The 21717-nt window shown below is 47.5% G+C and carries 17 protein-coding genes; 8 read left to right on the top strand and 9 right to left on the bottom strand.

Going from position 1 to position 21717, the window contains the following annotated elements:
• Window positions 1–60 precede the first annotated feature (60 nt).
• From ACE04G_RS12040 to ACE04G_RS12015, 6 genes are all read right to left on the bottom strand, one after another.
• A complete protein-coding gene (locus ACE04G_RS12040; protein WP_339182779.1) occupies window positions 61–2250 on the bottom strand; it encodes an alpha-galactosidase in 2190 nt (729 codons plus the stop codon).
• A gap of 235 nt (window positions 2251–2485) precedes the next feature.
• The gene (locus tag ACE04G_RS12035; protein WP_024630714.1) at window positions 2486–2836 is read right to left on the bottom strand and encodes a type II toxin-antitoxin system PemK/MazF family toxin; all 351 of its coding nucleotides are present in this window, start codon (window positions 2834–2836) and stop codon (window positions 2486–2488) included.
• A 3-nt stretch (window positions 2837–2839) separates the two neighbouring features.
• Window positions 2840–3121: a CopG family ribbon-helix-helix protein gene (locus ACE04G_RS12030; RefSeq protein ID WP_017690037.1), complete on the bottom strand. Its 282-nt coding sequence runs from the start codon at window positions 3119–3121 to the stop codon at window positions 2840–2842.
• A 260-nt stretch (window positions 3122–3381) separates the two neighbouring features.
• Window positions 3382–4569: an alanine racemase gene (gene alr, locus ACE04G_RS12025; RefSeq protein ID WP_449004259.1), complete on the bottom strand. Its 1188-nt coding sequence runs from the start codon at window positions 4567–4569 to the stop codon at window positions 3382–3384.
• 392 nt (window positions 4570–4961) lie between these two features.
• Window positions 4962–6161 carry an outer membrane lipoprotein-sorting protein gene (locus ACE04G_RS12020; RefSeq protein WP_449004260.1) on the bottom strand — a complete coding sequence of 400 codons (1200 nt, stop codon included), beginning with the start codon at window positions 6159–6161 and terminating at the stop codon, window positions 4962–4964.
• 163 nt (window positions 6162–6324) lie between these two features.
• A complete protein-coding gene (locus ACE04G_RS12015) occupies window positions 6325–8208 on the bottom strand; it encodes an ABC transporter substrate-binding protein (protein WP_449004261.1) in 1884 nt (627 codons plus the stop codon).
• 123 nt (window positions 8209–8331) lie between these two features.
• Here ACE04G_RS12015 and ACE04G_RS12010 point away from each other — a divergent pair, with 123 nt between their 5' ends.
• The 4 genes from ACE04G_RS12010 (at window position 8332) to ACE04G_RS11995 (ending at window position 12996) form a co-directional block, all read left to right on the top strand.
• Window positions 8332–9582 (top strand): MFS transporter, encoded by a 1251-nt coding sequence (locus ACE04G_RS12010; RefSeq protein ID WP_449004262.1) that lies wholly within the window; start codon window positions 8332–8334, stop codon window positions 9580–9582.
• 174 nt (window positions 9583–9756) lie between these two features.
• On the top strand, window positions 9757–9966 hold the full coding sequence (locus ACE04G_RS12005; RefSeq protein ID WP_449004263.1) for a helix-turn-helix transcriptional regulator: 210 nt from the start codon (window positions 9757–9759) through the stop codon (window positions 9964–9966).
• Between the two features lies 1 nt (window position 9967).
• Window positions 9968–10738, top strand: a complete 771-nt coding sequence (locus tag ACE04G_RS12000) for a DUF3169 family protein (RefSeq protein ID WP_221819165.1) — start codon at window positions 9968–9970, stop codon at window positions 10736–10738.
• Window positions 10739–10788: 50 nt separating this feature from the next.
• Complete coding sequence (locus tag ACE04G_RS11995; RefSeq protein WP_449004264.1) at window positions 10789–12996, top strand: serine hydrolase domain-containing protein; 2208 nt, start codon at window positions 10789–10791, stop codon at window positions 12994–12996.
• 152 nt (window positions 12997–13148) lie between these two features.
• On the opposite strand, the gene ACE04G_RS11990 is transcribed toward ACE04G_RS11995, so the two are convergent.
• Together ACE04G_RS11990 and ACE04G_RS11985 are read right to left on the bottom strand one after the other, a co-directional pair.
• Window positions 13149–14198, bottom strand: coding sequence for a hypothetical protein (locus ACE04G_RS11990; RefSeq protein WP_339182761.1), 1050 nt, complete (start codon window positions 14196–14198; stop codon window positions 13149–13151).
• Complete coding sequence (locus tag ACE04G_RS11985) at window positions 14198–16033, bottom strand: HSP90 family protein (protein WP_339307289.1); 1836 nt, start codon at window positions 16031–16033, stop codon at window positions 14198–14200. The genes ACE04G_RS11990 and ACE04G_RS11985 overlap by 1 nt, the downstream gene beginning before the upstream one ends.
• A 445-nt stretch (window positions 16034–16478) precedes the next feature.
• On the opposite strand from ACE04G_RS11985, the gene ACE04G_RS11980 reads away from it, so the two are divergent.
• The 3 genes from ACE04G_RS11980 (at window position 16479) to ACE04G_RS11970 (ending at window position 19142) form a co-directional block, all read left to right on the top strand.
• Entirely contained in the window at window positions 16479–17384 is a 906-nt protein-coding gene (locus ACE04G_RS11980) for an ABC transporter ATP-binding protein (protein WP_339307287.1), read from the top strand.
• Window positions 17377–18210, top strand: coding sequence for an ABC transporter permease subunit (locus ACE04G_RS11975; RefSeq protein WP_339307285.1), 834 nt, complete (start codon window positions 17377–17379; stop codon window positions 18208–18210). Before ACE04G_RS11980 ends, ACE04G_RS11975 begins: the two co-directional genes overlap by 8 nt.
• A 137-nt stretch (window positions 18211–18347) precedes the next feature.
• Window positions 18348–19142, top strand: a complete 795-nt coding sequence (locus tag ACE04G_RS11970; protein WP_260632583.1) for a MurR/RpiR family transcriptional regulator — start codon at window positions 18348–18350, stop codon at window positions 19140–19142.
• A gap of 3 nt (window positions 19143–19145) precedes the next feature.
• Here ACE04G_RS11970 and ACE04G_RS11965 read toward each other — a convergent pair whose 3' ends face one another.
• On the bottom strand, window positions 19146–20132 hold the full coding sequence (locus tag ACE04G_RS11965; protein ID WP_221819337.1) for a Gfo/Idh/MocA family protein: 987 nt from the start codon (window positions 20130–20132) through the stop codon (window positions 19146–19148).
• A 269-nt stretch (window positions 20133–20401) separates the two neighbouring features.
• Here ACE04G_RS11965 and ACE04G_RS11960 point away from each other — a divergent pair, with 269 nt between their 5' ends.
• Window positions 20402–21688 (top strand): DUF5050 domain-containing protein, encoded by a 1287-nt coding sequence (locus ACE04G_RS11960; RefSeq protein ID WP_221819158.1) that lies wholly within the window; start codon window positions 20402–20404, stop codon window positions 21686–21688.
• Window positions 21689–21717 lie beyond the last annotated feature (29 nt).

Below are 21717 nucleotides of genomic sequence, written 5' to 3'. Positions count from 1 at the left end.
GCGATTGGAAGGTTGTTCTGTCATCGTAGTATCCGTGTAAATAAAATGTAGTTCACTTATCTAGACGCGCTCGAACCGGAACAGTTCGCTCAGATAGTCTCCTGATGTGCTGCCTACCGAAATACCGCCATACATGAGGGCATCGCCGGTAAAGGTCTCCGATCCGCCTTTCAGACGGTAATCCGCATTAGGATCTAATCCCTTCAGCTTCAAGCGCTGAAGTGGCGCATTAGGCTCAGAGAGCACGCGGAAGTAGAATACCACAGCTTCGCTTCCATCCGGTGCAATAAACATCCACGCTGTCTCATTGCCTTCAAACGGACTGAGCAAACGACGGAATGTTCCATATTGCACCGTTCCACGAATCTCTTTGTACAGCTCAACCTGGGCTTTCACGATGTCGTTCTCTTCCTCCGTGAATTTTGTCAGGTCCAGCTCGTACCCGAAGTTGCCCGACATCGCAACATGTCCCCGAATCTCAAGCGAAGTGATCCGGTTGACCTGATGATTCGGTACCGCTGAGATATGCGATCCCATCGAACTTACCGGGTATACAAGACTCGTACCGTATTGAATCCGCAGGCGGGATATAGCATCGGTGTTATCACTTGTCCACGTCTGTGGCATGTAATACAGCATACCTGGATCGAAGCGGCCACCCCCACCTGAACAACTCTCGAACAGAATGTTCGGGAACGCTGAAGTGATTCGTTCCATGACGTCATACAACCCGAGCATGTAACGATGCGCGGTCTCACGCTGTCTGTCTGCCGGAAGCAATGCGGAACCCACTTCCGTCATATTCCGGTTCATGTCCCATTTCACATAAGTGATTGGTGCAGAACCAAGTACGTCTGTTAACATGCGCACAATCTCATCACGTACATCCTGACGAGAGAAGTCGAGTACCAATTGTTGACGCCCTTCTGTCCGGCGACGATCAGGCACATGCAGACACCAGTCCGGGTGCGCACGATACAGCTCACTGTCTGGTGAGATCATCTCAGGCTCAAACCACAATCCAAACTGCATATCCAGACCTGTTACGCGGTTAGCCAGATCATCCAGTCCCTGTGGCAATTTGTTTTTATCTACAATCCAGTCGCCCAGCGAGGAGTTGTCACTGTCCCGATGTCCAAACCAGCCATCATCCAAGACAAACAGCTCAATACCCAGCTTCTGTCCGGCGCGAGCGATCTGCTCAATCTTGTCTGCATTGAATCCAAAGTAGGTTGCTTCCCAGTTATTGACCAGAACCGGACGTTCCGCATTGCGGAACTTACCACGCGCAAGACGCTCCCGATACAATTCGTGGTAGGACTGTGACATGCCGTCCAAACCTGCAGCCGAGTACACCATAACCGTCTCAGGTGTCTGGAACGTTTCTTGCGGCTCCAGCTTCCAGCTGAACTCGAACGGATTGATTCCGAGTGACACACGGGTGGTGTGGAACTGATCCACTTCAGCCTGTGCAGTGAAGCTACCACTATAGACGAGACTGAATCCATAAACTTCACCTTGGTCTTCATCCGTGCCTGGTGTCATCAGTGCAATAAAAGGATTCTGTTGGTGACTGCTTGAACCGCGACGGCTCTCAATCCCTTGCAGGCCTGACGCAAGCGGTCTGCGAACAATATCACGTTCCCGTGTCCATGCACCTGACAACTGCAACAATTCATAATCTGCATGCGGAAAATCAACAGATGAACTGAGCGCACGCGCCACATTCACTGAGGTAGCGCTCTCATTAACGATACGCATGGAGCGTGTAATCGCATTAAATGCCGTAAAGGCTGTATAGGAAAGCTCGATTTTGATACCCGCAACGCGGTCTTCCAACTCAATAACCAGCGTCTCTGCTTCTTCATCGGATTCAACATACGTTGCTGGCAAACCAGTAAGCGCTGTCTTTCCTTTGACCAATCGATGGCCTGTATACGTAAACTCCGAAACCGTCGAGCCATTCTCAAGTTCCAGTTGGATAGCCGGATTACGGAAATCACTCGTGCCATACACTGGCAATTCCACTGGCAACGTATCGAATGAGATCGTACGATCCTCTGGCACCGGGTTGGGGCTAAAGGACGCTCGTTCTGTCCGCACATGCAACCAGCTCAGATCGGTGTCGCGTAATTTTTTGCCATAATACAAATGCACCAAATATCCTGAGGGCAGTACCTGGAATACGTAACTGGCCTCGCGGGTCTGTAAATGAAACTGAAGTTTCTCTTGATTGATGTAAATGCTCATATGTCTCCTCCACTTCTATATATAGGTCTTTCGGGTAAACGGTTTCTCAGGTTTCATTATAGCGAAAAGATCGCCAATGTTCTACGCTTTCATCAAGCTTTAATCAAAAGAGCGCATAACAGCCCGAAGGATGTCATACGCTCTTTTGGTTACAGTCTGAATTCAGTGTGTTCCCTTACAGGAACATCCATTGCCAACGGACGGCAGGGCAGCGTACAAGACGCTGGTTGCTGCCTTAAAAATCGATTAAACCAAGGCTGATCTGTAAGGCTTCGTTGACCAGTTTCATGGTCTCCTCGTCCAGATGGGTAATCTTGTCAGTCAGCCTCTGTTTATCAATCGTCCGTATTTGTTCGAGCAAAATAACCGAGTCCCGGTCAAAGCCGTGTGCCGCCGCATCAATTTCAACATGCGTTGGCAGCTTTGCCTTCTGGATTTGGGCGGTGATAGCCGCCACAATACAAGTTGGACTGAACCGGTTGCCGATATCATTCTGGATCACCAGAACCGGCCTGACTCCACCTTGCTCGGAACCGACAACGGGAGAAAGATCCGCAAAAAAAACGTCACCACGTTTTACGATCAATGTCTACACCCCGCTAACTAAGCGGTCCAGAGTGCTGTCCGCATCTTCCTCCGCATGAAAGGCTTCGGATGCCATGGTCAGATTAATTTTTGCCATCTCCATGTACCCTCGCTGCATCGTTTCACGGATGTAACGTTTCTTACGCTCCGTTAAATACAGCTTCATAGCCTGCCTAATCAATTCGCTGCGGTTGGAATTCTCCAGCGCTACGATGCCATCCACTTCCTGCAAAAGATAATCAGGTAAACTGATCATGATCCGCTTCGTGTTCTGCAAGTTGGCCACCTTTCTTCCACCCCCACAAACCTTTCGCCATTGTGAACCAGTATTACGTTTTTCCAGAACTTTTATACAAAGGAATATATATGCCCCGAGTATATCAAGTATGCTGTACTCCATTATAAACACGGGGAACAATATTCGTACAGACCAAACATCTCAATTCAGGAATTAAATCCTTACTGTCATACATAATTCGAGATGCTCCGACAGTTTTCCTTCTGTTCTGAAAAAAAGTTTATTGGTAATGACGTCCAGTTTACCTATCAGGATGTCAAAAGTGGATTGATTCTGGCGACTACTGCATCCCCGCGGGTATATACCCGTGGAATGCGGTGCGCCATCATGCAGATCACTTCATAAGCAATCGTACCGAGCTGGGATGCCACCTCGTCTGCGGTTATTACGCCACCAGACTGATGACCGATAAGGACAACCTCTTCGCCGACTTGAATTTCTTCCGCCTCTTCCGCGAAAGATTGTAACGACACCATACACTGATCCATGCAGATCGTACCGACGACAGGGACGCGGCGGCCGCGTACAAGCACTTGTGCTTTACCTGTCAGCATTCTGGAGAATCCGTCTGCATATCCGATCGGCAGGGTCGCTATTCGTTCATACCCTTGCGTAAAATAACGGGTTCCGTAACTGATCCCCCAATGGGGTGGCAGTGTTTTGACCAGAACCGCTTTTGTCTTCAGCGTCAATACCGGGGACAGCTTCACCACCTGATGATTCACCTCAGCCGAAGGATACAGTCCGTACAGGCTTATTCCCACACGTACCATGTCATAGGACAATTCCGGTGTATCAATGGCAGCGGCGCTGTTCGCCGTATGTATAATCGGGATGGAACATCCCTGATCCCTGAGCGCATGAACTACGCTTTGGAACCGTCTATACTGCTCCAGTGTATAGGTTTTGTCTTCTTCATCTGCTCTGGCAAAATGGGTAAACATACCTTCCAGCATCACCTGATTGAGCGAAGCTACTTCCTGAATGAAAGCCAATGCCTCATCGCCAGGCAACAGACCTAATCGGCCCATGCCGCTGTCGATTTTTATATGAACCTTCAGTTGGTTAGCGAATGTGCTCGCATCCAGATGTCGAATGGCGTCAAGCACTTCCCTGCTGAACAGTGTGACGGTCACATCATGTTGCCATGCAACAGCGATCCCTTCAGGCGGCGTATATCCCAGTACCAGGATTGGAATCGTAATCCCATGTTGTCGCAGTTCCAGAGCTTCGTCAAGAAAAGCCACACTTAAGTAATCCACACCCACTCGTTCCAGTTCCCTAGCCGTCTCCACCGCTCCATGTCCATAGGCATTGGCCTTCACACAGGCGAGGAATTTCATGCCCTGAGGCAATGCCTCGCGGAAAGCTTCTACGTTAGTACACAAATGATCCAAATTGATCTCCGCTTGGGTCGGCCGATATTGTCCTTGCACGTTAAGTCACCTTCTCTAATCATCTTAATCCGGCTCACGTCAGACTCCATCGTAATGCTCCAGCATGTGACTGTCAAATGAACCGAAGTTTCGCATTCAAAAACAGATGTAAGGTGCGCCTTTTGAAGAACAAATGCGAACACAGAAGAAGACCGATAAGCGAGATTAGCAGGGCAAAATTCCATTTTCCACCCGCAAAATCTGCTTATATCGATTATTTACCCGGTTCCCTCTGCGTAGAAGCGCGTTTTGCATTATTGGGTGTATCGAGTAAGAAAAACGGCGCCAGATGAATACCTGTCTTACATCAAAACAAAGCACCGGAGAACAGGTCTCCGATGCTTCTTAGCATTCCTTATGTTTATGCTACTATTCGTTCATTTGTTCAAAAATCATTTGCCTGACTCTTCCTGCATCGATGTTGCAATGCGTGCCATTTCGTTCTGAGGCAGGTCGGCACTGGTGATCCGATATTCTATGCCATCTGTCATCCATGTCAGAGTCTTCAATGCATCTCCGCTGATCATCCCCAGTGTGAATCCAAGATCTACTACACTGGATGGAGCAAGTGATACAGCTCGATCCTGTGGTCTGGCTTCGAATATCGTGTAATTATATGTTCCTTCATAACGAAGCATAACCGAATAGTCTCCCGCTTCTTCCAGAATCTGATCGTCCTTGAGCTGCACGCCTTCCGGCGCATAGGTCGGCTGAATCACGCCGAAGCTGTCTGCCCCTTCCGGTTCTGCAAGTGTCGGCTCTTCGCCTTCCTGACCTGTTGCAGCACCTTCTGTACCTTGCTGCTCTGTGTCACCACTCACACCTGTCTGTCCATCACTGACAGTTCCGTCAGGTTCGGGCGCAGTCTGAGGATTGGCAGGTTCTTTACTGCCGTCCTCACCTGTTTGCTCCGCAGGAGCCACACCAGAATCCGTTCCTGTTTGGCCGCCTTTTTCTGTAGCAGCAGTCATGTTACGCTGCATATCAAAGGCATCTTTTTCAAATTCAGTCCCGAATTTGAAGGAGTCGAATTTCACATCAACCACAACATTGGCATTAGAGTCGGATACCTCCACCTGTTTAGGTGCATAATCACTTTTGTTCAGCCAGATTTTCTGTCTGACAAGTGCGTGTGTATTATAATTGGCAGCTACATCAAAAACATAGCTCTCCTTCTCGTCGGCAAACTGACGGGTTGTATCTCCCGTAATGCTCCGAATCAATGTTTCATAGAGATATACCTGTCCCTGATTATCTGGCCAATTGCTCTGAAAACGGAAGCTTTTGTTCTGGCTCGGCGTCAGAACAAACACACCTTCATCGTTACGCAGTACAATCTGTGTTACATCCTTTTTGGCATTCGTTAACGCAATACGATAATAGGAAGGCTTCTGATGCCATACCTCGACCTTGTACTGCTGCGGCGTATCTCCGGTATGCAGCGTCATCACGCCTGCCCCCTGGTAACTTTCCATCTCTCCTACGACTTCGTTCAGATCTTTGACCACAGCTGCCGCATCCTTCTTCCCGCAGGCGGCAAGCAAGACCGATAAGACCAATACCATGGCAAGCATCCATGATATTCGGCGCATGACATCATCCCCTTTAGCACATGTTTTCACTTCAGGATTGTGCTTGCAGCAGAACCCCTACTTGATTAGTACATGTTATGAGGGACTTGTTCGATATATGCGGACTAGTTTGACAAGCAATCGGTGAAGTCCGTTAATACGGCATTGCTACGCTCGCATAGTCCTACCACAACGGAATATACACCGGATAACTCGTGTCCTCTTCCTCAGCACCAGGGCTTCTCTTCACCCACAATCTGCGCAGATCAGGCAGACCATACCCCGCAAGACGGTAATCTCGCAGCGAATCATGATGGGCGTGTTCTTCCTTGAAGCTGTATGTGGGCAGAAGCAACGCCTCCTGAATCAGTCGATCTTCTAGCCCAATCAATCTACTCAACCGCTCCGCAGGTTCCTGGATCATGACCACTCGTCCACATTCCTGTTCCAGTTCATGTCTCCAGTGATCATTCATCGCAATCAGGAATAACGTATTCTGGAAGGTGTACATCGTCACGAGACTCAGCACGACATGATCATTGAAGACTTCTCCTGTATAGATCAGATCACAATCCCCGAACCCATCTTGATAGACTGCATGGACCGGATCTCCCGGCATAATGTTGATATGTAGGCCAATCTGTTTACTTCTCTCTGCAAACCAGACCATATCCGCCTCCATCTTCTCTCCTTCTTCCACCCACAGGCTTAAACTCTCCCCTTGGTAAGAGCTGCAACGCAATAATGCTGAGGCCCGCCCCAGTGAGGTCTCCACGGAAAGGACTGGTACAGATATGAAAGAACCATCCGGTTGTTCCGATTGCTGTTTCCATGGCTCCCCTTGATCTGGAGCCACCTTTAAAGGTGGCTGTACTCGTCCTCGAATCAGACTATAAGCAGGCTGCGTATTCGTGCTTCCGAGCGCTTGCGACAGCTCATACGCATTCAATAGCTGTTGAACAGCCCGGCGAAAATTCACATCATGCTGGGGCCCTTCCTTTTGCATATTAAACGTCATATATACACCGCCCTGTATCTCATGCTGTACAGCACGAGGTTGTACATCCGGAAATAAATCATGTTTGATGATGGACTCCGCTCGTCCCGAGTGGGGGAGCTGCCACACTTCAACGCGATCCACATAAGCCCGTCCTCTGAAATAGGCAAGAAAAACCTCTAGCACGAGCAGCTTCGAATCATGACGAGTCAATCGATAAGGTCCTGTTCCAATTGGATGAAGCGGGTTCATCTCCACATCTCTAGGCAGGATAGATGCAGCCATACTGCTCATTAGATCCGGGAACATGAAGTTGGGCTTATTCAACACAAAACGTACAGTCAACTGGTCATACACTTCTATGCTCTCAATGGAACCAAACAGAGGCCTGCATGGGTTACTCTTGTCAGAGATGATGCGATCAAAGGTAAACTTGACGTCCTCTGCATCCAGTATCCTTCCATGATGAAAAGGTATGCCTTTGTGCAGATAAAAGGTCCATTCCCTTCCATCTACCTGACTCTCCCATGCTATAGCCAGACTTGGCTCGCATACTTGGCGTTCAGCATGATAACAGACCAAACGATCAAAGACTTCTGCAATGATGAAAACTTCTCCCCACATCCCTGTCTGCGTTGGATCGAGAGTCTTAAAAGGTGTATTCTGCGGAATCCGCAATGTATCCACTCGTCCTCTGTCCAATTTATTCGAACGCAGACCGAATTGATGCTCCATTTGCTGCATCAGATGTTCTCTCATCGTAATTGGCAAGGCGGCAGCCAGTTCATAGGCGTCCTCCATCCTGTTCCCATCCAGAAGATGGTCAAATCGTTCACGCGCCACTTCAAGCAACGGGACACAAAATACCAGCATCGATTTTTTGCCTCTTCCGCGCTGCGGGTTCCACCTGACCCATCCATTCTCCTTGAATTTGTTCATAATGAGGTTCATATTGCGCATGGTACAACATAATAGATCGGCCAGTTCACCTACTGTTGTATGTTCTTCTTGTTCATCATGCACATGTGGAAAGTTTAATCGCAGTTGAATGTAATGTTCTGATATGTCCATATATGCCCTACCTTCTGCTAAAATACGAAATCCATCCGGATGCTTCTACAGTTTTTCTTCAGGTTTTCCTCCATTATACTCAGTAACATCAACATGACCAGTGGGAAGGAAGAAAAACGACTTATGAAATACGCCGATCTGCACCCTAACATCAGGATACGTATCATTACTGATTTTTTCACCGATCTGACCCAGAAGTCCATCATTCCATTCATGGCGATCTATCTGAGTATTCAGATTGGCGCAGGTTTGGCGGGGTTATTGCTGACGGTCAATATTGTAGCTTCCATGATTGTGGGATTGTGGGCAGGATATTGGTCTGACCGGATTGGACGGAAGAAGTTAATGGTGATCGCACAAAGTCTCCAGGTCATGGCTCTACTCGGCTTGGCCATCGCCAATTCGCCGTGGATGGATTCAATCATTGTCACTTGTCTCATGTTTCTGCTCAGCAGTCTCAGTTCAGGGATCACCGTGCCGATTGCTAATGCCATGATTGTTGATGTAAGCAGTGAACATGAACGCCACTATGTATATGGATTGCAATATTGGACAACAAACGTTGCTGTAACTTTTGGTGCACTGATGGGCGGGCTATTTTTCGAATCATTTCGTTTCCTATTGTTCAGTCTGGTATGCCTTGAAAGCCTGGTTACCCTGTTTATTTTGATCTTTATGATTCGTGAAACAATGGATAAACGTGTACTTGGTTATGGCGATGCTCCCATCCAGAGGAACATACTGAAAACGTATTGGGCGGTCTTTCAGGACAAACGTTTCATGATATTTTTCACGGCTACTGTACTTGCAGTCTCCCTGGAATTTCAGTTGGATAAATACATTGCTGTTCGTCTAAAAAATGAATTCACCGCCCAACTGTTCGGCTCAGATATCTCAGGTCTGCATATGTTCAGCCTGATCATGGTCATTAACACCGTACTGGTCGCCTTGGTTGCCATTCCATTCTCCAGATGGATAGGTCGCTTCCAGTCCCGATCTATTATGACTGTCGGTATGCTCCTCTATACCGCAGGTTTCACCGTACTGGCTTTCAGCAACTGGGCCTGGTTACTCATCTCATCCGCTATATTGCTAACCATTGGAGAGTTGATGTACGCCCCTGTTCGTCAGGTCATGCTCGCGGGTATGATTCCAGATTCGGACCGTGCTGCCTATATGGCTGCTGACGGGATGAGTTACAACGCCGCTGCCCTCCTCGGCAGTCTCGGGTTAACCATTGGAGCCTTTCTGCCCTCCTATGCGATGGCTGGTCTGTATATCCTGATGGGGCTTGGAGCGCTCGTCTTTTTCCGAATGATACTTCGGAAGGCTGAGAAACAGAATCAACCTCTGCCGTGTGCAGATGCATCTTGATTTCACTTTTCTGGCAACTTTTCCGACAACAAAATAATCATCCAAGGGAGCCCAGAAGGCTCTCTTTTTCATGTCCATTATCAACGTTTATAAGTAAATGATCTTTAACATTTTGTATATTATAGTTTACATTTAGTCAAGTATCATGTACATTAGGTTCATGGAGGTGAGCAAGTGGAAGGATTATACAATCACGTTCGGGAGTTACGAGCCAGAGACCGGCTATCCCAAGCAGAACTGGCCAAACTCATTGGTGCATCCCGTCAAACCATTGCCCTGATAGAGCGTGGAGATTACTCTCCGTCGGTCGTTCTGGCGCTAAAAATAGCACATGTATTTCGTGAACCTGTCGAAAAAATCTTTGAACTGAAAGGTGGAGATTAAAATGAAAAATTCATCATCCTCGTCCATCAAAAAGCGGTTGCGTCTTCCCTTGTATGCAGCAGGTGGCGCTGTAGTTGGTTTTCTTGGAGCTAGCGGAGTCAGTAAACTCCCTTCTGACTTGAACTGGACGCTGTCCGTGTACTATGACTATGATCTTTTATTCGCAATACTGGCGGCTCTTGTAGTAGTTATGACGGTGTGGAACATTTTCAGTCTCTCCCGCACGCCATCTGTCCCTCCCATGGAAGATGATGCTTATGGAGATTCCGATTCACTCATCTCTCCAGCAGAACGTTCCCTCGGAAAAGCGATGATTCTCAGCGGATTCAGCGTTATTCTTACGTTTACCTGGGCAGCACTTGCCTTATCCTTGTATGCATCCAACCGAACCATGCCGAATTCTCCAGAACTGTTCAACCTCTTGAATCTCGTTGCTTCATGTATCTCTATTATCATCGTCGTGGTCGTGCAAACTCTGACTGTGAAGCGATACAACCATTATTATCCTGAGCGTACTCTGGATCTGAACTCGCGCAACATGAAGAAGGATCATTTTGAGAAGCTGGATGAAGGCGAGAAATGGATTGTCTATCGCGCAGCCTATCGTTCTTTTCAGATGATGAATGTACTTCTTGGTGTTGGAATGGTCTCTATGGTTCTATATTCGATGCTCTTTACCTTTGCTCCATTCCCGATTGTAGTGATCTCTGTGATCTGGATTGCCAACATTGGAATCTATTATCGTGAAACCTATCGGGCGAGTAATCAGTAATACATGGGTAGGTAACTATTTTGTAAATATTTTCATAAAGGAGTGTTTGCATGCATTTATCCAAACGAAAGACCCGTTTCAGGTTCACCTCCCTAACAGGAGCTTTTATGGCTGTGGTCCTGTCTCTCAGTCTGTCGGTACCCGCAGTACAGGCGGAGACCGCGACTCCAGTAGCTGCTGAACAAGGAAAGACGAAAGCGCTGACAACCGAATCGGCTACAGCATTTCTGGATTCATTCTTCGATTCACCTGAGGCAAAGCCCCATTATGTTGGAGCCTCCGTTGTTGTTGTGAAGGATGGCAAAGTTCTGGCAGAAAAGGGATATGGCTTCTCTGATGTGGAGAGCAAAACAGCGATCGATCCGAAAAAAACTGCTTTCCGTGTAGCCTCTGTCTCCAAAACGTTTACATCAGCAGCTGTAATGCAGCTGGTGGAGCAAGGCAAGGTTGATCTGCAAGCTGATTTTCAGACCTATGTGAAAGGGCTCGAATTCGATAATCCTTTTGACAAACCTGTAACTGTGGAGAACCTGCTCACCCACACGACCGGATTCGAGATTCGTGATCCGCAGCAGGAAGACATCCATACTGATTTCGACAAGTACATAGCGATGGAGGATTACGCAAAGCAACATATGCCTCCTGTCGTTCGAGAGCCTGGTAGCGCCTATATGTACGATAACTTCTCGTTTTTGCTGCTCGGCATGATTGTCGAGAATGTAAGTGGCGAGCCCTTTGAATCCTACATGCAACAACATATCTTCAAACCGTTGGGAATGGATAACAGCAGTTTCATGCTGGACAAAAAGTTCCAAAAGCAGCTGGCTACTGGCTATGATGCGGCACACAACCCGCTTGATCTGTACACCATCGCTCCAACACCTATGCCTCAAGGCGGCATGTTGTCTACCGCAGAAGACATTGGGAAGTTCATGATCGCTTTCCTGAATGATGGCGTGAAGGACAACGAGCGGATTCTCAAGGAATCCACGGTGAAAAGCATGGAACAGTACCGTTCTTCCATTCACCCACTGTTACCAAACACCACCTATGGATTCGAAGCTGCATTTCAGCTTCCCGGTGCAGGGAGTAGTCCAAAAGTTATTACAAAAGGAGGCGACCTGAATGGATTCAGCTCTTATCTCTTCCTTATTCCCGAGCAAAATACAGGCGTTTTCCTGACGTATAATCAAAATGGAGCACTTCGTAATCTGTTCTACCCGGCATTCATTCAGAATTTCTTCCCGCAATATGCAGAGCCTGTACAGTTCACGGAATACACGCCGCAATCCGCAGCTGAGCTGCAACGCTTCACCGGATTGTATGCGGATCTGCGAATTAGCACGATCGTCAGTTCCCTGAAAAATGCTGGCACAGAGCCAGGACAATTGAGCATTTCGGACGTTTTTCTGGGTCAACGCAACCTGATTCAAGTGGAAGATAATCTCTTCAAAGATGAATTGACCGGTCAATTCACAGCATTCAAGAAAAATGCTGATGGAACCATCTATATGAAAGAACCTTACCTCAACCCAATGGGTTATGAGAAAAAAGGACAAAAGCCTATGGGCTTCCGGGATGTTCGTGAGAACAGTCCTTATGCTGAAGCAATCTATGCCATACAATCTCTTGGATATTATGAGAATGATGCTAACAAGTCTTTCCAACCGAAATCAGCTGTGACACGAGCTGAATTTATTGAGAACACGCTTAAACTGAGTGGATTGAAGCCCAGCAAAACAACACCTCCTGCAGGCACTGATTGGGCCGACCATGCAGCAGCCGGATATATTCAACTTGGATATGAAATGGGTATGATTACTGGCAAGGACGAACAGCAGTTTAAGCCGGATCAAGTGATTATCCGACAGGAAGCCATGGTCATGATGTGGAGAATTCTGCAACTGCAATATCCTAGTGAACTGTTCACGGATGTCAAACTTGCGGGACACACGGACCCATGGGCTGTACCAGCCGTTCAGATGATGGCGAAGCTTGGTATCCATGGACCTGAGGTAAAAGTGCTGGAAGATGGATCCGTTGATTTCCTTTCCCGCAAACCTCTGATTCGTCAGGAAGAGGCTGCGATCATGTATGCGCTGCTTACCCAACCAACAGATCAAATCGTCGCTGAACTGATGGCTGCTCAGCAGCCGCAAGCGGAACCTGCTGAAGAAGCCGAAGCTGCAGAGGAGACATCTGAAACTGCACCGGTTCCAGTACCAGCGCCGGTCCCTTCTGCGACTTCAGCACAATAAAAATAAAACATCTTCATACCGATTAGATTGATTATGCTTATGATGCAAGAAAAAACAGGCTTGTTCAGAAGGGTACGATCCTTCTCGAACAAGCCTGTTTCGTTACTTTTCATAACTTATTATAGCGATCTGTTACTCAGTTATATCCGTCTCTATTCGATCAACGAAGATACATGGTGGTTCCCGTTGCGCTGATCAAACTTGGCTGCAGCGGTCTGAGCATACTCCGCAAAGTAATCGGCCAGCTTGAGCAGGTCGCCTGGGTCACCTTCATACGGGAAGGACGCTGGCAGACGCAATCGGTATTCTGGAGATTCTTCCACCCAGCGGCGAAGCAACGATGCTGCTCTGGCATAGAAAAACATTTTGGCGTAAGGATCTTCATGATCGGCAGCGAACACCAGTGTTTCCTCCAGCACATCAATGCCTTTTTCCGGATTCATACGTGTGAGATAATCCATCTGCTCCGCAAAACTCTGCACAAAATCGTTCTGGCCTTTAATCATGCGATATCCCTTGGTCTGATGTTTATCTGCTTCCGCAGTCCGTCCCAACCGATATAACGGCATCAAAATTTCAGACAAAGTCAGATGCGGAATCTCTGCACAGCTCATACGCCCTTTCAGGATAGGCTGTGCCACCTCCAACACCTTCTCATCGTCTCCTTTTAACAAGAAATAACGCATAATCTCATCCTGCTCACAGGCTTCGCAGTCACTCATGAAGTCACGATCCATCGTTCTGAATCGATCATAACTGCGTCCCGCTTCCTCCAGCTCCCCAAAATCCATAAAGATCCGGAACCGATAATACCAGTAAGAGCGTTCGCTGTAACCGTAGGACTTGAAACGCCGTCCGAAATCCTCCAACAGCTCCAGGATCTTCTCGCGTGATATTTCCGGGAAGTCGGGCATCTTGCCCAATATCCATTTGTACGACCACATTAACGTTTCTTCATCATATTCTTCGGGCTGTTGGTCGAACTTGCCCAGCTGCCAGGAAAAAGCGATCAGTGCTTTCATCGGATAACCGCAAAATGTTGCTGTCTCCACAATCTCCGATCTTGCTTCGTATGCCTCTTCCTCCATGCCGTTCACATCAGCAACTCTTGCTGCTTCCTCCAGCATACCGAGCTTCGCCGGACCATTGGGCAAGCCATAGGCCTCGTCCATCAGTTCTTCAAAATCCATCTCTGTCTTCATCAAGCATCCCCCTTACGGTCCGTATTTGCACGCAAACCCCAATCAATAAAACGAACAATGCCCTGATTTAACACTTCAAGCTCCTGCTTGCTCATGGCATAATGCCCCATCATCAGCGCATTGACGTATAACATTTCGATGGCAATCGGTGTCATCTGATCATCCGGTGATGTCAGTACCCGCTGAATGATTGGATTACTCACGTTCAAATACAAGGTTGAGTACCCTGCTGAACTCATGCCAGAAGACAATGAACCCAGAACAGACGAGAACAATTCCGTGCTCTCCTCGCTTGCTTTTTCAAGCGCACGAAGTGTTGAGGATTCCTGAGACAACGTGAACAACACCGGCAGATCCGATGGCTTAAACCCTTTCACCTCAGCTCGACAACGGAAGCGCTGTAAGGCAGAATCGGCCAGTCGCAACGCATCATAATACTGATTACGCTCAGCGGGTGGCACATCGGTGAAACTCATCGAAACCTGATCCGACTGTAACCGCTCCGTGTGCACGTTTTGCACGGTCATCGGCAGTGTCGCCATCAAATCGCTGTCATAGATATAACCACCGTTAATTACCAGCATCGATTGTGCGGAAGCTACATGATGAATCTGACGGTACTCATCAACAGAGGACGTGAAATACAATGTCTCTCCTTCATCGATCAGCTCACCAAGTTCACGGTGCCCCCTCGTACTCTCAAAAGGCAGCCAGCGATGAATCATCGCGTAGAATGCTTGATCCTGTACAGCCAGTGCCTTCATGGACAGAGCATGCAGGCGAATCAGCTTCTGCAGCCGTTCCGTCTGGCTCTCAGCCATATCGGCCAGTCCCTTGCGAAGTGCGTCTCCGAGTTCGGAGCGAACTTCCTCCAACTTCTCATTTTCATAAAAATGTTCCCGTGATGCCGTCGGTTGAAGCTCATCTGTCCAGATCAGACATTTCACGAAGAAAGCCCACTCTGGCAAAATGTTCTCAGCCTTCTCCGAAATCAGCATTCGCTTCAGGTAAACCCGGTGAGAACGCTTGGCATTCAGATTAACCGCGTGTGGCAGTACAAAAGCAATACCTCCGGTACGGCCTGAAGCTGTCGTCAACGGAATGAAGTCTTGGAACTGCTCACCAAGCAGACGTTCACCAAATGCCAATACCTCTGATCTGCGTGAACGTGCGAGTGCAGGGTCCATCAGCCAGATCGGTGTCTCGCTATTCACCACATGTTGCGCGCCGTCATGATACAGCGTGACCGGATACGGTAATAACGCTCCATAATAGAACAGGGCCTCTTTCACATAATCTGCTTCAAAGTAGTGAGCCGCGTCTGGTGTGCAGCGCAGATATACTTTCGTGCCCGGGGACAGCTGTGTATCCAACTGTCGAATCGTATAGGTGCCATCCGGCTTGCCCCGCCACTCCATCGAAGGGCCGCCCTTCGCGGATTGCGTCAGCATGACGATTTCATGACTCACCATGAAACAGGATAACAACCCGATCCCAAAACGTCCGATAAAGGACGTCTCTCCATCCAGCAGAGCTTGCTGCCCCCTCTTCGAGGATTGTCCAATCATGGCCAGGAATTCATGGATGTCAGCTTCAGTCAAGCCGATGCCGTTGTCCTCCACCATCATGGTCAATTGCTCACCTGTTCCCGTCAGTTCAACACGCACTTCACCCTGATACCCTGACTCCGCCTCCGTTCGTGCGGTAATCGCATCCGTCGCATTCTGCATCAGTTCTCGCAAGAACACTTTAGGACTGCTATATAGATGGTTGGATAAAATCTGGATCATCCCACTCAGATTCACTTGAAAACGATATTCATTGGATGCTGTCATGACTCACTCACCTTCCTCTACGTCCAAACACAATATGTACCCATACGATGTATTCATATGGATGTGTTAGACGAATTCATTATGTAATCGTTAGAAACAGACGTTCCCCGTGACAGGCACGCCAAAACATCACGTCAAGCCGGCCCTGGATAACCAAGACCGGCGTTATAGGCATATTTCAGGCATTCATGAGACGTATGGCCTCATCTTTCATTACCACGTTATGAATAGCAATGAAACGGATGTTCTACCCTAAAATAAGGATACATGTTACAAGGCAGAGTGAAAACAAACCTGAGACCCGATTTCAGGCAGACTTCAGGGTAAATGTGCATCCTACATTCGGGACTATTGAAGGAGGAAAATATCTTTTTTGTCGTCCATTTGAACGATATCAGCCTACCGCACGTATAATCTCCAAACTCAGATCGGACGGTGAATATGCATGATCGAAGTACGTAACATATCCAAGCAATTCAAGGTGCATCAAGCACTGCATGATGTCAGTTTCACAGTTAAACAAGGCAGTGTCACCGGGTTGATTGGACCCAACGGTTCGGGCAAAACCACACTGATCCGTATCATGAATGGGGTCTTAGGCGCTTCCGGTGGACAGGTAACCATTAACGGATTGGACGCCGCTTGTGAGGCGGAGAAAGTACTGGCCATGTGTGGCACTCTTACCGAACAAAGTGGATTATATGAAAATATGAGCGGGCGTGACAATCTGACTTTCTTCGCAGATGTTTTTGGCCTGAAGCATGCCAAGAAACGAATCGACGAGCTTGTAACTCTGTTTGAGTTGCAGGATTATCAGCATCGAAAAGTCGGCACCTATAGCACAGGCATGAAGAAACGCTTGGGCCTTGCACGAGTACTCTTGCACCGTCCTTCCATCCTGTTTCTGGATGAGCCCACCAATGGCCTTGATCCGGATGGAATTCAGATGGTGCTGCGCATTATCCGTCAGTTAAATAAGGAAGAAAAGATGACTATTCTGGTCTCATCCCATGTGCTGTCCCAGCTGTCAGCCGTCTGTGATCATTATATTTTCATGGAAAAGGGGCGTATCGTTGAGGAAGGCACGGAACAGGAGATTGTTAGCCGGTACCTGTCCACTCCGAAGCTCGAAGTAGAAGCCGACATGCCCGATGGATGGCACACGACAACCGACTTTACGCCTGAGATAATCTCCGCACATAAAGCGACGTTTCAGCTTCGATCCCGTGAGGACATTCCACTGTTGTTAAAGCAATTAACGGAGCATGGTCAAGTCTATCAGGCCCGCATCACGGGCAGTGATCTGGAAAGTATCTATTTTGCCATAAGGGAGGCACACCACCATGAATAACCGCCAAGCCATACGTGCACTGGTACGTAAAGATATCCGGTCCGTCACCGCCAGTGTTCAGCTCTGGTTGCCCATGTTGATTGTCCCACTGATTATCGGAATCATTATGCCCTCTGCCCTCCTGTGGGCGGCCTCCAGAATGGAACTTCGTTCACTGGGCAACATCAGCTTTCTGCTTGAATCATTGGATGCGTTAACCCAAAGTGGACAGATTCCTCAGCTTGCTTCCATGCCTACAGATAATCATCGTATTGTCTATTACTTGGCCATGTATATGTTCGCTCCCTTGTTTCTCATCATTCCGGTGATGGCCTCCAGCATTCTGACGGCCAATAGTTTCGCTGGTGAGAAGGAACGCAAGACGCTGGAAGGGTTGTTATTCACACCGATCAGTATGAGCACTCTTTTTAAAGGCAAAGTGCTAGCTACCCTGATCCCTTCCATTCTATTATCCTGGGTTACTTTCCTGATCTACGGAATCATTGCCAATATTCTGATGTACCCCATGTTTGGAACGTTGATGTTTCCCAATCTGAACTGGATCATACTTGTGGTGTGGGTTGTTCCCGCTTGTAGTCTTATGGTCATTTTATTGAACGTCTTGATCTCGGCCAAGGTCCGTGGGTTCCAGGAAGCGTATCAACTCGGCGGATTAATTGTCCTTCCCCTCATTGCCTTAGTCGCTGGTCAAGCCAGTGGCATGCTGCTGATTGGTCCTTGGATGTTACTCATGATTGGAGCAGTGCTTATGCTGATTAGTGTGGTTCTCCTTCGTTTCGTCACGCTATGGAATAGTCGTCAACAACTGGCGGAAAGTCAGATCTAAATGATGTGGAGTGTAGCGAGGAAATTCAACAGATTTACACTGTCGCTCCGCTATACAGATTGAGAAATAAATATACGCGGGTTATGATGTGGAGATATATGTTATGGGATGATTCTAGAGAGGAATGGAACAACTGTATGGAATCCAAACTACTTCAAAAATTAAAATATGCTTCACAATTGACGGCACAGGAGAAACATATTGTGAACCATATCCTGAACAATCCCGAAGTTGTATTTGATTCTACAGCCCATGAACTGGCTCAGCAGACCTATACAAGCTCATCCACCATTGTTCGCTTATGCAAAAAGCTGGGTACCAAGGGGTACCCAGACTTTCAGCTCAAGCTTGCTCTTGAATATCAACAGATACCTTCCCGGTTGCAGACGCAGGATCATGCAATTGCAGAACAAGGGAACGTGCTGGCTGCCATCGACTCGGTTCCTTACCTGTACCAGCAGGCGCTGGAAGATACACGCCGGATGTTAAACGCTCCTGTTTTGTTACGAATCGCGAACTGGGTCAAAGAATCCGTACGCATTGATGTCTATGGCAGTGATATGAATTATTATCTGGCTCAACAGGCTTGTGCCAAATGGAATGAACTCGGCATATCTGCGATTGCTCACAATAGTCCCAACATGCATTATTTGAACACGATGAACCCCAATAACCTGACGCTGTCTTTTGTTATATCACACACAGGTGAGAACCAATCCATGATTGAAGCTGCCAAAGTGCTGAGCAACAAACAGATGAAAGTCATCGCAGTCACGGGCAACAACCATTCAACCCTGTCCAGACATTGTGATGAAACGTTACTGGCTTACGGATACAATGAACAATTAAGGCTATCCAAAATGTCTTCGATGGTCTCGGTACTCTATCTTTTCGACATGTTATACATGGGCAGCATTAGCGATACGTATTAACGATTAACGTTGGTCCGCTGCAAATACGATCCCGGCATCCTTACGCGCACTCATAAGTACACTCATCACAGACTGGCTGTGTTCGAGCAATTCGTAACACCTTTTGTAATCCCCATTTGCATGGATGTCCCTGAACGCTTCCCACTCATAGTACAGCCAATTGGATTGGCTCTGGGCATTATACGCCGCAGCAGGCTCGTTCCCGATCTGAAGCTTGATCTCCCGGCAACCGTTTGCTCCTCCCACAACCTGAAGATAACCTTTCTCACCCTGAATGAGCACAAAGTTCATACTGTTTGTGTCTTTGGCACCTACACATTCCGCAATAAACTCCGCATATTGGAGAACCACAACACCTGACGTATCAATGCCGTTTGCATGCTGGTTCGCGGTATACGATACGGCATTCGGACTGCCAAACAGATTCATGACCAGATGCAGATTATAAATATTGATATCCATCAGCGCTCCACCAGAGAATTGTGGATTGAATACGTTCGGCGTCTCCCCTGCAAGCAGATCATTGTATTTGCGCGAGTATTGACTGTAGTTACACTGGATGAGTCTGATCGGACCAAGCTTTGGTAGTTGCCCCTGTATGACTTTAATATTGGGCAGATGAATGTTGGAGATGGCTTCAAACAGCAACAGATTCTTTTCTTTTGCAAGTGCAATCAGCGTTTCTGCTTCCTGAAGCGTGGACGTGAACGGTTTTTCGCAGACAACATGTTTGCCATGTTGAAGTGCCTGATAGGCCTGTTCGTAATGCATGCTGTTTGGTGAAGCAATATATACGAGATCTACATTTGTATCTGAAAATAGGGATTCCAGGTCCGTATAGATGGTACTGACCCCATACTTACCCGCAAGCTCCTGTGCTGTCTCTCTCTTCCGGGAGTACATCGCTGTACACGTAACATCATCCAGTTCATTAATCGCAGATAAAATGGCATCCACAATGGACCCTGTACCAATCGTTGCTATATTCATCATATCTTTTCGCTCCTGTCGTTGGATTGTCAGTTGGCCTCTGCTCTGGTTGAGTGTAATGTTATCACGATCATGTCAGGCGGAGAACGCTTTGGGAGGGGAATGGCAGCATCATGCGCAATTCGATTTCAGGTTTGGACAGGTGTGAAATTCAATTTCATCCTCTTCTTTTTTTCATGTTTGAGATCTAACATATCTTCCATAGTTTACCGATATAACATAAGGAATTAACGACATACATATAGAAGAACGAAGGGGACGATGAACGAATGAAAACAAGGCATACATACTTACAACGCACCATCTGTACATTGCTGTTATTTACACTCATTGCAGCAGTGACATTGGGAGGTGGAACCTCAGCCCAGGCAGCTTCACTTAGCCAATCCACAGTGTATTATGAATCCGACGGCGTTTTGTACAAAGTATCCGCGGATGGCAGCAATACAACAGAAGTATTAATTGATTTTCAAGGTGTGGACTTGCACGCGGCAGGCTCTTATCTCTACTACACGCAGACTGCTTCTTCCACAACACTGCTTCGGGTTCCGAATGACGGGTCCAGCGATGCGGCAGAGACATTTGCTACGGATGTACTCAGCTATTATACGGATAACGGATTCATCTATTATCTGGATGCTACAGGTACCATTTATCGCGCGAATGGCAATAGTGACGCTTCAGCTGTCACCAAGATTGCTGACAAGGCTGATACCGACTTCCCATTCCTCCTGGTAACCAAAGGGCGTGCCTACTATAATGCGTTGGTTAATGGAAATACGTGGATTGTGTCCAAAACGTCCAACGGTTCTGGCGCTGTGCAGCGGATTGCCGCAGGTGCAGTAGAAGGACGTTATTTTACAAATCAATCCAAAAACGAACTGCAACTGATGGTAAATACAGACCCCTACGAGGATTTCTATTCTACCAATGCTGTTGTCATGTATAAGGTGAACTACAACACTGGCAAAGCAACTTCGGTTAATCCCAAAGCCAAACTGGATGTGAATGCTGTATATTCCGGTGGTTGGGGAAACAATCTTTACGTGTATAACAAAGGAATCGTTCTCGACAGCAATAAGGATTACAATTATGCCAAAGGCAAAGCGTTTGCGTTAACAACTTCAGCCAAAACACTTCAGCTTCATAACAAAAGCGTTCGTGAAGTAAGTGCCTTAGGTACAGACAAAGTTGTCCTTATCGATGCAGACAAAAAGGCTTATGCCAAAACGGTCTCGGGCAACAAAGTGACCAAGTCTGCCAACCTGAACCTGACAAATGTAACTTATGTGGCGAATCAGTTGACCAATGGTACATCTACGGCTGCATACATCTCTGGCAACAACGGACTCTATTCGGTTAATACAGCTCTCAAGGTAACGAAACTTACCGGGGACGAATGGGATGCATTCCATATCAGAGATGATGTTGCGGGCCTCTTCTACATCAATGCCAAAGATCAATATCGCTTGTATCACGTGCAAACGGGTGGAACAGGGAAAAAAGTAATGAGTGACGTTTTCCTCGACAATATTCTATTGGTGACACCGTACTAACATATATGTTGATTCAGGCGTATAGCCCA

It is taken from the genome of Paenibacillus sp. AGC31, assembly GCF_057334655.1.
The sequence above is the reverse complement of the archived record's forward strand: the minus strand, read 5'-3'. Positions and strand labels throughout refer to the sequence as shown.

Coding starts and splice junctions, on each gene's coding strand:
- ACE04G_RS12000 (WP_221819165.1), top strand. CDS start 9,968: ATGAAAAATTCATCATCCTCGTCCATCAAAAAGCGGTTGCGTCTTCCC.
- ACE04G_RS11960 (WP_221819158.1), top strand. CDS start 20,402: ATGAAAACAAGGCATACATACTTACAACGCACCATCTGTACATTGCTG.
- ACE04G_RS12040 (WP_339182779.1), bottom strand. CDS start 2,250: ATGAGCATTTACATCAATCAAGAGAAACTTCAGTTTCATTTACAGACC.
- ACE04G_RS12015 (WP_449004261.1), bottom strand. CDS start 8,208: ATGGACATATCAGAACATTACATTCAACTGCGATTAAACTTTCCACAT.
- ACE04G_RS12010 (WP_449004262.1), top strand. CDS start 8,332: ATGAAATACGCCGATCTGCACCCTAACATCAGGATACGTATCATTACT.
- ACE04G_RS11970 (WP_260632583.1), top strand. CDS start 18,348: ATGGAATCCAAACTACTTCAAAAATTAAAATATGCTTCACAATTGACG.
- ACE04G_RS11975 (WP_339307285.1), top strand. CDS start 17,377: ATGAATAACCGCCAAGCCATACGTGCACTGGTACGTAAAGATATCCGG.
- ACE04G_RS11995 (WP_449004264.1), top strand. CDS start 10,789: ATGCATTTATCCAAACGAAAGACCCGTTTCAGGTTCACCTCCCTAACA.
- ACE04G_RS12020 (WP_449004260.1), bottom strand. CDS start 6,161: ATGCGCCGAATATCATGGATGCTTGCCATGGTATTGGTCTTATCGGTC.
- ACE04G_RS11965 (WP_221819337.1), bottom strand. CDS start 20,132: ATGAATATAGCAACGATTGGTACAGGGTCCATTGTGGATGCCATTTTA.
- ACE04G_RS11980 (WP_339307287.1), top strand. CDS start 16,479: ATGATCGAAGTACGTAACATATCCAAGCAATTCAAGGTGCATCAAGCA.
- ACE04G_RS11990 (WP_339182761.1), bottom strand. CDS start 14,198: ATGAAGACAGAGATGGATTTTGAAGAACTGATGGACGAGGCCTATGGC.
- ACE04G_RS11985 (WP_339307289.1), bottom strand. CDS start 16,033: ATGACAGCATCCAATGAATATCGTTTTCAAGTGAATCTGAGTGGGATG.